Source organism: Streptobacillus notomytis, from assembly GCF_001902585.1.
Lineage (GTDB): Bacteria > Fusobacteriota > Fusobacteriia > Fusobacteriales > Leptotrichiaceae > Streptobacillus > Streptobacillus notomytis.
Window position 1 is genome coordinate 1 of the sequence record NZ_LKKV01000106.1, and the last position, 9516, is coordinate 9516.

Genomic DNA, 9516 nt, shown 5'->3' on the forward strand with positions numbered 1-9516 from the left:
TAAAAGTCCTGTATCAACAAAAACACAAATTAATTGATCCCCTATAGCCTTATTAATCAATACCGCTGCAACTGATGAATCTACCCCTCCAGAAAGTCCAAGCATTACCTTTTTATCCCTTACAGTTTCTCTAATTTTCCTTATTTTTTCTTCTATAAAATTAGTTATTACAAAATTTTTTTCTGCCTTACATATACTAAAAATAAAGAGAAATTCTGATAAAAATTAGAAACACCTATTGGCATTTAATATATAAATTATTATACTAATATATATCGCAAGTTCAAATAAACAAGAGAGGAGGAAAAATATGAGAAAAATGTATGTTGATGCTGAAGAAGTCAGCAAAGATTGGGGAGTTTCAAAACCTAAGGCATACAAAATGATAAAAGAATTAAACGAGAGAATGTTAAAAGATAATCCAAACCTGATAGTGATTGCAGGCAAGGTTAATCGAAAATTTTATGAAGAAAACTGTTATGGACAAGCGAAAGAAGTGTAGGAGGTGGTGATGTGTCAGCAAGCAAGGATAAAGAAAGAGGTACCTGGAAAATTTATTTGAGATATGTTGATTGGCAAGGAGTAAAACAAATTCATACAAAACGTGGATTCGCTACAAAGAGAGAGGTATTGGAATATGAAAGGGAGTTTTTAGCAAGTAAGTCGAGAGATTTGAACATGTTATTTGAATCCTTTGTTGAAATCTATTTGAGTGATTTAAAGCCGAGAATTAAATATAACACATATTTGACTAAAGTTCATATTATAGAAAAGAAAATAATCCCGTATTTTGCTAAGAAATCCATATCTGAAATAACAGCTCCGGATATTTTACAGTAGCAGAATGAATTGCTTAAAAAGTCTGATGGTGAAGGAAAGTCATATTCTCAAACATATTTGAGAACGATTCAAAATTGACTAAATGCTATTCTTAACCATGCAAATAAATATTACGGATTAACAAGCAACCCTGCTCATAAAACAACTAAAATGGGAAAATCAAAAGCACAGGAAATGTTGTTTTGGACGAAAGAAGAGTATGAAAAGTTTTCTGAAAGTATAAAAAGTAAGCCAGTTTCATATTATGCTTTTGAAATTCTTTATTGGTGCGGCATTAGAGAAGGTGAATTATTGGCGTTGTCAAAAGATGACTTTGATCTGGAGAAGAAAACTTTAACTATCAGTAAATCATTTCAAAGGTTAAAAGGAAAAGATTATATTACAAGTCCAAAGACAGAAAAAAGTAATAGAACAATTCAATTACCACAATTTTTATGTGATGAAATTTCAGATTTCTTCGGAATGCATTATAATCTGGATTCAAAGGCGAGGCTATTTAACTTTACAAAATCATATTTACATCATGAAATGGATAGAGGCTGTAAATTATCAGGAGTGAAAAGAATTAGAGTTCATGATTTAAGATATTATCATGTTGCGTATCTGATAGAGCAAGGTTTTTCTCCTGTGGTGATTGCAGAAAGATTAGGGCATGAAAGTATCTCAATAACCTTAAATTACGCACATTTGTATCCATCCAAACAGTTAGAAATCGTTCAGATTATAGAGAAAGAAAGGAATTAAGTTTAGACAAGATGAGTAAGATATTTAAAAGAGAAAGTCTACAGAGAAAAGGTAGAAAACTGAAAGTCGATAACAACAGAAAAAGAAATATTATAGTGAATTTCAGAATGTCACCTGAAGAGAAAAGTTTATTGGAAGAGAAAATAGCATTATCAGGATTAAATAAACAGGACTATATGATTAAAATCAGCTTAAATCATAGGGTTGAGGTATTTGGAAATATAAGAGTGTTTGATGAGCTGAAAACAAAACTGACAATGCTTGAAGAGTATTTTGAAAATGTTAATTTGGACTGCGATATTGATGAAAATAAGCTTGAACTTTTGGCGTATATTCTGGAAATGTTTGAAACGGTGAACAGAAATAAAAATGACTCTACCTACGGCAATAGATAGAGCCAAGAAGCAACCTGATGAGATTGCAACTCTTAAAAATATTTTATCAGGTTGTACTTCTATCATCAACAAAAATATGGAGGTAAAAATGATAAACAAAGTAAAATATATTAACAATATTCCGCAGGAGTTAAAAGAATGTAAACAATAGTTATGGTTTAAGATTTATCATAACAAAGACAAAAATGGGAGTATAAAAACTATAAAAATCCCAATCAGTCCAATCACTTGTGAATCAAAAGAGTGGAATAAAGGAGAAAACTGGACAGGTTTTGAAACAGCCTTAGAAGGACTAGAAAGAAGTGGTTGTGATGGACTATCGTTTGTTTTAACTGAAGATGATCCTTATGTCTGCATTAATTTAGACAATGTAAAAGAAAATTTTGAAAACGTGAAAGACATCGTGAGTGATTTTGCAGAGACTTATAAGAAAACATCTATATCGGAAAATGGATTGCATATCTTTGCAAAGGGGTCAATTCCAAAGAATATAAATAATCAAATAGACCACTTTGAAATGTATAAGTCAAATAAGTGCATTGCCATGACAGGTAATGTAGTAGGAGATTGTAAAGAAATACAGGATAAGCACTATACATTGAATATCTATTATAAAAAGTATGCCCTTAAAGAAACGATTAGAGAGCAAATTGAATACTATAAAAGCATAGATAGTGATGTTCCGGATATTGAAGGAATTTTAAAGACAATCTATATGACTAATCGCAAAGGCAGAGAGCTTTTTAGAGGCGAGTATTCCACAGGTGATTCAAGTAAAGACGATTTTCAATTGCTTCTTATCTTAAACAGCTTTACATATGGAAATGCAGATTTAATGCTTGAGATCTTCCTGAAATCAGCATTGAATCGAATGGGTGATATGAGTAAGAGAAGAACTGAGGCAGCATATATTAAATACTTAAACCAGAGTATTCAGAAGGCACAGGAAGTCGGTGGAATGAATTATTGGGATTATAACTATCACAGAAAAACAAGGGAGGTAGTTCGTTGAAAGCATATACGATAGATACTGAGTTTGATGCCTCTGATAAGTATATTGTTGATAACATTATTGCAAGAAAAAGTATTACATTGATTGTAGCTTCACCTAAAAAAGGTAAGACGGCATTAGGGCTTAATCTTGGTATATGTATAAATGAAGGAATTGATTTTCTTGAAAACAATGTACGAAAAACAAAGGTCGTTTACTATTGCAACGAACCATCCGGAAGACTAATTCAGGAAAGAATTAAAAGATTAGATATACATTGTTCAAATACTATGAAATTCTACGAAGGCACAAGTTATGTAGATTTTGATGAGTTTGAAAGAATAGTTAAAGAAGATACTAATTTAGGTTATGAAGTTTTCATTGTAGATACTTTTTCTAAAATCAAATACGACAGAAAATATAATGCCAATGATTACGATGATACTTATGAAGTAATGGCAAAATACTACCATCTGATAGACAAATATGGCTGTACTTTTATCATGATGTATCATACTAAGAAAGATTCATCTGTTAAAAGTGTAAGCGAAAAGGTTATAGGTTCTCAAGCATTATCCGGTTCAGTAGACACTATAATAGCTATAAATAAATCATTGGAATTTGATACGGAATTTAGCTTAGATGTAACCAGTAGGCTTTTTGAATCAAGGATATATCAAGTAAAAATTCATTCATCGAAAAAAATATTGGAGCTTGATAAAGTGGACCCGATTGAAATGCTGGAACCGTCCATTCAAAGATTAGTTCAACTTATGCCTAAATTAAAAGAAATAGATGGAACAATAGTTGATATTTGCTCAAAGATAAAATTAGAGATAGAAAGTCCGCAACAATTCGGGAAAACTTTAAGCCGTAATAAGGATATTCTCAAGAAAAATGGAATCAGCATTACCATGAAGCGAGGTAAAAACAATAACAATTACCAAGTTAAATATGATTCGGAGGATGTAATTTACTAAAATGCCGTTCAAACCGTTCGTACCGTTTGATGTTTTGTATATAAAAGAATGTCGTGCGGTATGAACGGTGTAAACGGTAAATTAAGAATTTACATTTATTTTTTCTGTGCAAGTTAAAGACTAATTTATAAAAATCATGAATTACATGTTGATAGCAAGCATATACTTTTTGACCACACTCAAAAAGTAGGCTTGAAATTTGATAACTCAAATTTGAAATATTTAGGGAGAACCCTAAGACCCCGAAAAAGAAAGGAGATGTAAAAAATGTCAAAGACAGTTAATCGTAAAAACAACTGTACTGTTCATTTTATGGTGAACGAAGAAGAGATGAAAGAATTAAATCGAAGATTTGCATTAACAAATTTTAAGAATAAACGAAAATTTTATAGAGATGCTATATTTAAAAACAAGATTATCAGTATTGATATATCAGGAGCTTTTAGAAAAGAATTAAGAGAATTATCTTCTCTTGTAAGTAGAAATTCAGCAAACTTAAATCAAATAACAAAGCATATAAACAGTACAGGAGTAATTTACAAAAAAGATATTGAATTAATCTATTCTGGATTAGAACTAGAGTTGTCATTTCTTGCAGAATTTAGAGAAAAAGTTTCCGATTATATCATCAACAAGGTAATAAGTTGATGGCAGTTACAAAGATACATCCCATTAAAACAACACTTAAAAAAGCCATAGACTATATTTGCAATGGCGATAAAACCGATAATGAAATCTATGTTACAACCAACCTTTGCAGCAGAAAAAATGCTCATAAGGAATTTGAACTTACCAAGAAACAGTTTAAGTCGAGGACAAAGACCATATCCACAATCACATAATTTTTAACTCCATAGATGTTGATGAGGGCAAAGTTTACCATTCCTACTATGGATCATATATGAATATTCGAAATCAGAGTGACAGGTTGTGCAAGGAACATAATTTATCGGTAATAGATGTTGAAACGCAAAAGGAAATCAACGAGATTAAGCGAAGAAAGTTCGTGAATTGGTATGACTGGAATGAAGATAAAAAAGGTAAAAGTTATAAATCAAGACTTCAATTTGATATGGATAGAGTAATTCAAAAAGCAATAAATTGGGAACATTTTCTTAAAATAATGGAACAATATGGATATGAAATTAAGTTTGGAAAGTATATTGCTTTCAAACAGAAAAATCAGCAGAGATTTACCAGAGCGAAAACTATAGGTGATAATTACACAGAATAAAAAATCAAAGAAAGAATCCGAAATAAAGATAAAGAAATAGGAGAATTTGTTGATAAAACCAAATATGGAAATCAGGATAGGGTAGTTCATACCAACATGCAAGTAGCATCCAAAATTCTGTTAAAAATAAGAGATAAAGGATTTAACTCTATGGAAGCATTGGAAAAAGGAATTCAAAAAATATTATTTCAAAAAAATGAATTGAAACAAGAATTTGATAAACTTTCATGGGAACAAAAGAGGATAAAGGAAGTGGTTAAGCATATTCAAATCTGTATCAGCAAAAGAGAGCATTATCAGGGTTATCGCAAATATCCGAATGATAAAATTTATATGATGATGAACCGAAAAGATATAGAAGTCTATCAGAAATCCTATGAGGAAATAGATATTTTTCTTAAGCAATTTCCGCATTTGAAAGATACTGTATTAGAAGGATTGAAGAAAAAATCAGTTAAAAATCTTTTTAGGAAATTAAACGAGCATTCTAAAGAATTGCAAGCTAAACAAGAGGAGATAATCAAGAAACATAATTCATTATTAAAACAGTATGATGAATTGCAGCATCTGAAAGTTAATATGAATGAGTATCTTGGTAGGGATAAAACAGAGAAAAAGGAATCAGTTATTGATAATATTGAAAAATATAAAATTGAAGAACATGCAAAATCAATTAATAAAAAGAGAAATTTAAGGGGAGTAGAAAGGTAATTTATGTAGTTGTGTACAGTGAGTTTTGACATGCTACTTATCACTGTTTCGTTCGAGAAAAAGGAATAAAATACTATAAAAAGTTATATTTTTATGTTATAATAAAAACGATATGATATTAAGATGGATAAGACTGGAGGATAATCATGTCAAAACTAAGCTATAAAAAATTATTTAAAAAATTGATAGATATAGAAATGAAAAATACTGAGCTTATGGATAAAGCAAAGGTGAGTAAAAGTACATTTTATAAAATAAAAAATGGTGAAAATGTTACTACTGATGTTTTGCTAAGAATATGCAATGTATTGGAATGTGATATTTCAGAGATTGTAGAATGTGTTAATGATTCTTCGGAGGAAATATAAGATGAATTTAGTTAGCTTGTTTTCGGGGGCTGGAGGATTAGACTTAGGTTTTGAAAGAGCAGGGTTTAATATAGTAGTAGCAAACGAATATGATAAAACGATTTGGGAAACATATGAAAAAAATTATAAAACGAAACTTATAAAAGGAGATATTTGTGGTATTCCTTCAGGTATGTTTCCTAAATGTGATGGTATTATAGGTGGACCGCCATGCCAATCATGGAGTGAGGCTGGTTCGTTAAAAGGAATAGAAGATCCTCGTGGACAATTATTTTATCAATATATACGTATTTTAAAGGATAAACAACCCAAATTTTTCCTTGCTGAAAATGTTAAAGGAATGATGGCTAAAAGGCATAATGATGCTGTTGAGAATATAGTTTCTCAATTTGAAGAAGCAGGATATGATGTTTTTATTCATTTGTTGAATGCAAGTGACTATGGTGTTCCACAAGATAGAAAAAGAGTTTTTTATGTAGGTTTTAGAAAGGATTTAAAGGTTAAATTTGAACCACCAAAACCTTATGAAACTAAATTAACTTTTAAAGATACAATTTTTGATTTGAAAGATTCTGCAATACCAGCATTAGAAAAAAATAAAACTAATGGAGATAATTGCAAAGTCTTGAATCATGAGTACTTCATTGGTGCATACTCACCTATTTTTATGAGTAGAAATAGAGTTAGGCAATGGGATGAACAGGCATTTACAGTTCAAGCTTCAGGAAGGCAATGTCAGCTACATCCTCAGGCACCAGTAATGCCTAAAGTAGAAAAAAACAAAAATATATTTGAACCAGGAAAAGAAGCACTTTATAGAAGACTAACGGTGCGAGAATGTGCAAGGATTCAAGGGTTTCCGGACGATTTTAAATTTTACTATACGAATCTAAATGATGCTTATAAAATGATCGGCAATGCTGTACCAGTAAATCTTGCGTATGAAATGGCTAAAGCAATTGTATCTGCTTTAGATAATTCAAGTGCAAATAGTAACCTATTAAAAACTGGGACAGATAATTAATTGGAGGTTAGTCATGAGCAATAAAAGTAATAATCAAGGAAGAGCATATGAATTTTCATACTTAATTACATTATTTGAAGAAATATCTAAAATAAGACCGGCAAAGATAGAAAAAAATAGTAGTTACTTTGCGGCAGAAAGAGCGTGGAATACTTTAATTGACTCTGAAAAAACAATATATAAAGTTAGTGCCTTGGCAGGAGTTAACACTATATTTGACCTTGAAGCTTTGATTTTATATGATGGGGATGATGAGCTTGAACTAAAAATTCAATCGGATGATAAAGGTAAGGAAGGCGATGTAAGAGATGTCTTGATTATCAGACGAGGGATTGAATGGGAAATAGGTTTAAGTGTTAAGCATAATCATTTTGCTGTTAAGCATAGTAGGCTGTCAGAGAACTTAGATTTTGGTAGAAAATGGTATAGGGTAGATTGTTCCGAACAATATTGGGAAGATATTAAGCCTATATTTGAATATCTTGATGTTGAGAAACAAAAGGGCTCTAAGTGGAGCGATTTACCTAATAAAGAAGATGATGTATATATTCCATTGTTAAATGCTTTCAAAGGTGAATTGGAAAGACAAAATCATTTGTTTGGAAAAGATATACCAAAACTTATGGTGGAGTACTTACTTGGAGAATTTGATTTTTATAAAGTTATTGGAATTGATAGTAAACGAACAACTCAAATTCAAAGTTACAATTTAAGAGGCACTTTAAATAAGCAGGGGAATAAGAAAAAGAGAAGCATTGAATTACCAATATCAACACTTCCAACACGAATTGTAAGTTTAGAATATAAATCAGGGAGTAAAAACACCTTGGAATTATATCTTGATGGTGGTTGGCAATTTAGTTTCAGAATTCATAATGCTTCGACTAAGGTTGAATCAAGTTTAAAGTTTGATATACAAATCATAGGTATGCCTGCAACTATTATATCGATAGATTGTAGATGGAAGTAGGAGCTTATTATGAAAGATATTATTGGAGAATTAAATAAATACCCGGAGGGATATTGGGATTTTAAAGGGAAAATTAAAACAGGGATACATAATATAGGAAAGTATCCTGCTACAATGGTTCCGGATATGCAATATGAGTTATTGAATATAATTGTAAAACAAATTAAAGATAATAATATTAAATTATTAGATCCATTTTGTGGTTCAGGAACCACTTTAGTAATTGCACAAGATTTAGGGATTGATTCAACAGGCATAGATATCAATCCTTATGCAACTTTATTATCATATGTAAAAACGAATGTATATAATCGTGAGAAGATGTTATCTGCAATTGCTAAAATAGAAAATAATTTAAATCAAGAGCAAAATTTTAAAGAGCATTACTTTTATAACATAGAAAAGTGGTTTAGAAAAGACATAATTCAGTCATTGAGTAAAATTAGACAATGTATCATTGCTGAGGAAGATGTAAGTATTAGAAAGTTTTTTTGGATTTGTTTATCGGAAACAATATTTAAATTTAGTAATGACAGAACAAGTACTTTTAAATTGCATATTTTACCTGAAGAAAAAATAAATCTTATACAGGATGATTGTATTGGATTTTTTATTGGTAAAGTTAAAGAAAATGCTAGTTTATTAAATTATGAAGAAAAAAACAGAGTGAAAATTATTTATGGTGATTGTTGTGAAGTTATGCAACATAAGCTAAATGAGAAGTTTAAAATCATCTGCACATCTCCTCCATATGGTGATAATTCTACAACGGTCACATATGGTCAAGCCTCAATTTTATCCCTGAAATGGATTGATAATAAAGATTTGTCGTGTGAACCATCTGTTTTAGAAACTTATTCTACAATAGATAAAATTAGCATTGGTGGAGAAAAAAGGGAAGCTTGTAATACAAAGGACATACAATTACTTAATGAATATTTAAATGAAATATCTGTAGATAAGAGGGGTAAAGTAATTAATTTTTTTGAAGATTATTATATTGCATTGAAATCCATGGAAAGTTGCTTAGCAAAAGATGGATATTTAATAATGACAGTAGGGAATCGAAGCGTAGATGCAATTATGCAACCATTAGATAATATAACGATAGAAATAGCGGATAAATTGGGATTACAAATGGTTTCTAAATTTAATAGAAATATATTATATAAAAAAACACCACTTACACTTTCTTCGGCAAAAAATGAAAAAATCGTAAAATCCATATCCGAAGAAACAATTTTAATATTCATAAAGTA

The 9516-nt window shown here is 30.3% G+C and carries 13 protein-coding genes and 1 pseudogene; 13 read left to right on the top strand and 1 reads right to left on the bottom strand.

Annotated features, from left to right (window positions below):
* A pseudogene (locus tag BUE91_RS05440) lies at nucleotides 1-207 on the bottom strand (glutamine-hydrolyzing GMP synthase); the annotation flags it as partial.
* A gap of 103 nt (nucleotides 208-310) precedes the next feature.
* Between BUE91_RS05440 and BUE91_RS05445 the strand changes: the two are divergent.
* The 13 genes from BUE91_RS05445 to BUE91_RS05495 all read left to right on the top strand — a co-directional run.
* On the top strand, nucleotides 311-502 hold the full coding sequence (locus BUE91_RS05445) for a hypothetical protein (RefSeq protein ID WP_073508202.1): 192 nt from the start codon (nucleotides 311-313) through the stop codon (nucleotides 500-502).
* Nucleotides 503-513: 11 nt separating this feature from the next.
* Nucleotides 514-840, top strand: coding sequence for a tyrosine-type recombinase/integrase (locus tag BUE91_RS07480; RefSeq protein WP_244889888.1), 327 nt, complete (start codon nucleotides 514-516; stop codon nucleotides 838-840).
* A gap of 150 nt (nucleotides 841-990) precedes the next feature.
* Complete coding sequence (locus BUE91_RS07485) at nucleotides 991-1584, top strand: site-specific integrase (RefSeq protein ID WP_244889889.1); 594 nt, start codon at nucleotides 991-993, stop codon at nucleotides 1582-1584.
* An 11-nt stretch (nucleotides 1585-1595) separates the two neighbouring features.
* Nucleotides 1596-1979 (top strand): plasmid mobilization protein, encoded by a 384-nt coding sequence (locus BUE91_RS05455; protein WP_073508203.1) that lies wholly within the window; start codon nucleotides 1596-1598, stop codon nucleotides 1977-1979.
* A 403-nt stretch (nucleotides 1980-2382) separates the two neighbouring features.
* Nucleotides 2383-2991, top strand: a complete 609-nt coding sequence (locus BUE91_RS05460; RefSeq protein WP_244889890.1) for a hypothetical protein — start codon at nucleotides 2383-2385, stop codon at nucleotides 2989-2991.
* Nucleotides 2988-3950, top strand: a complete 963-nt coding sequence (locus tag BUE91_RS05465) for an AAA family ATPase (RefSeq protein WP_073508204.1) — start codon at nucleotides 2988-2990, stop codon at nucleotides 3948-3950. The genes BUE91_RS05460 and BUE91_RS05465 overlap by 4 nt, the downstream gene beginning before the upstream one ends.
* Nucleotides 3951-4217: 267 nt before the next feature.
* A complete protein-coding gene (locus BUE91_RS05470; protein WP_073508205.1) occupies nucleotides 4218-4598 on the top strand; it encodes a mobilization protein in 381 nt (126 codons plus the stop codon).
* A gap of 358 nt (nucleotides 4599-4956) precedes the next feature.
* Nucleotides 4957-5184: a hypothetical protein gene (locus BUE91_RS07780; protein WP_425319023.1), complete on the top strand. Its 228-nt coding sequence runs from the start codon at nucleotides 4957-4959 to the stop codon at nucleotides 5182-5184.
* A gap of 150 nt (nucleotides 5185-5334) precedes the next feature.
* Nucleotides 5335-5895, top strand: coding sequence for a hypothetical protein (locus BUE91_RS07370; protein WP_244889891.1), 561 nt, complete (start codon nucleotides 5335-5337; stop codon nucleotides 5893-5895).
* Between the two features lie 146 nt (nucleotides 5896-6041).
* Nucleotides 6042-6263 (top strand): helix-turn-helix domain-containing protein, encoded by a 222-nt coding sequence (locus tag BUE91_RS05480; protein ID WP_004833342.1) that lies wholly within the window; start codon nucleotides 6042-6044, stop codon nucleotides 6261-6263.
* A gap of 1 nt (nucleotide 6264) precedes the next feature.
* Nucleotides 6265-7287, top strand: a complete 1023-nt coding sequence (locus BUE91_RS05485) for a DNA cytosine methyltransferase (protein ID WP_073508206.1) — start codon at nucleotides 6265-6267, stop codon at nucleotides 7285-7287.
* Nucleotides 7288-7300: 13 nt separating this feature from the next.
* The gene (locus BUE91_RS05490; protein ID WP_073508207.1) at nucleotides 7301-8257 is read left to right on the top strand and encodes a HaeIII family restriction endonuclease; all 957 of its coding nucleotides are present in this window, start codon (nucleotides 7301-7303) and stop codon (nucleotides 8255-8257) included.
* 9 nt (nucleotides 8258-8266) lie between these two features.
* On the top strand, nucleotides 8267-9516 hold a 1250-nt coding region (locus BUE91_RS05495; protein WP_073508208.1), incomplete at its 3' end, for a DNA methyltransferase.

Excerpts from the sequence above, each read along its gene's own strand:
- BUE91_RS05445 (WP_073508202.1), top strand. The coding sequence starts at position 311 with ATGAGAAAAATGTATGTTGATGCTGAAGAAGTCAGCAAAGATTGGGGA.
- BUE91_RS07370 (WP_244889891.1), top strand. The coding sequence starts at position 5,335 with ATGGAAGCATTGGAAAAAGGAATTCAAAAAATATTATTTCAAAAAAAT.
- BUE91_RS05455 (WP_073508203.1), top strand. The coding sequence starts at position 1,596 with ATGAGTAAGATATTTAAAAGAGAAAGTCTACAGAGAAAAGGTAGAAAA.
- BUE91_RS05470 (WP_073508205.1), top strand. The coding sequence starts at position 4,218 with ATGTCAAAGACAGTTAATCGTAAAAACAACTGTACTGTTCATTTTATG.
- BUE91_RS05490 (WP_073508207.1), top strand. The coding sequence starts at position 7,301 with ATGAGCAATAAAAGTAATAATCAAGGAAGAGCATATGAATTTTCATAC.
- BUE91_RS05480 (WP_004833342.1), top strand. The coding sequence starts at position 6,042 with ATGTCAAAACTAAGCTATAAAAAATTATTTAAAAAATTGATAGATATA.
- BUE91_RS07485 (WP_244889889.1), top strand. The coding sequence starts at position 991 with ATGGGAAAATCAAAAGCACAGGAAATGTTGTTTTGGACGAAAGAAGAG.
- BUE91_RS05485 (WP_073508206.1), top strand. The coding sequence starts at position 6,265 with ATGAATTTAGTTAGCTTGTTTTCGGGGGCTGGAGGATTAGACTTAGGT.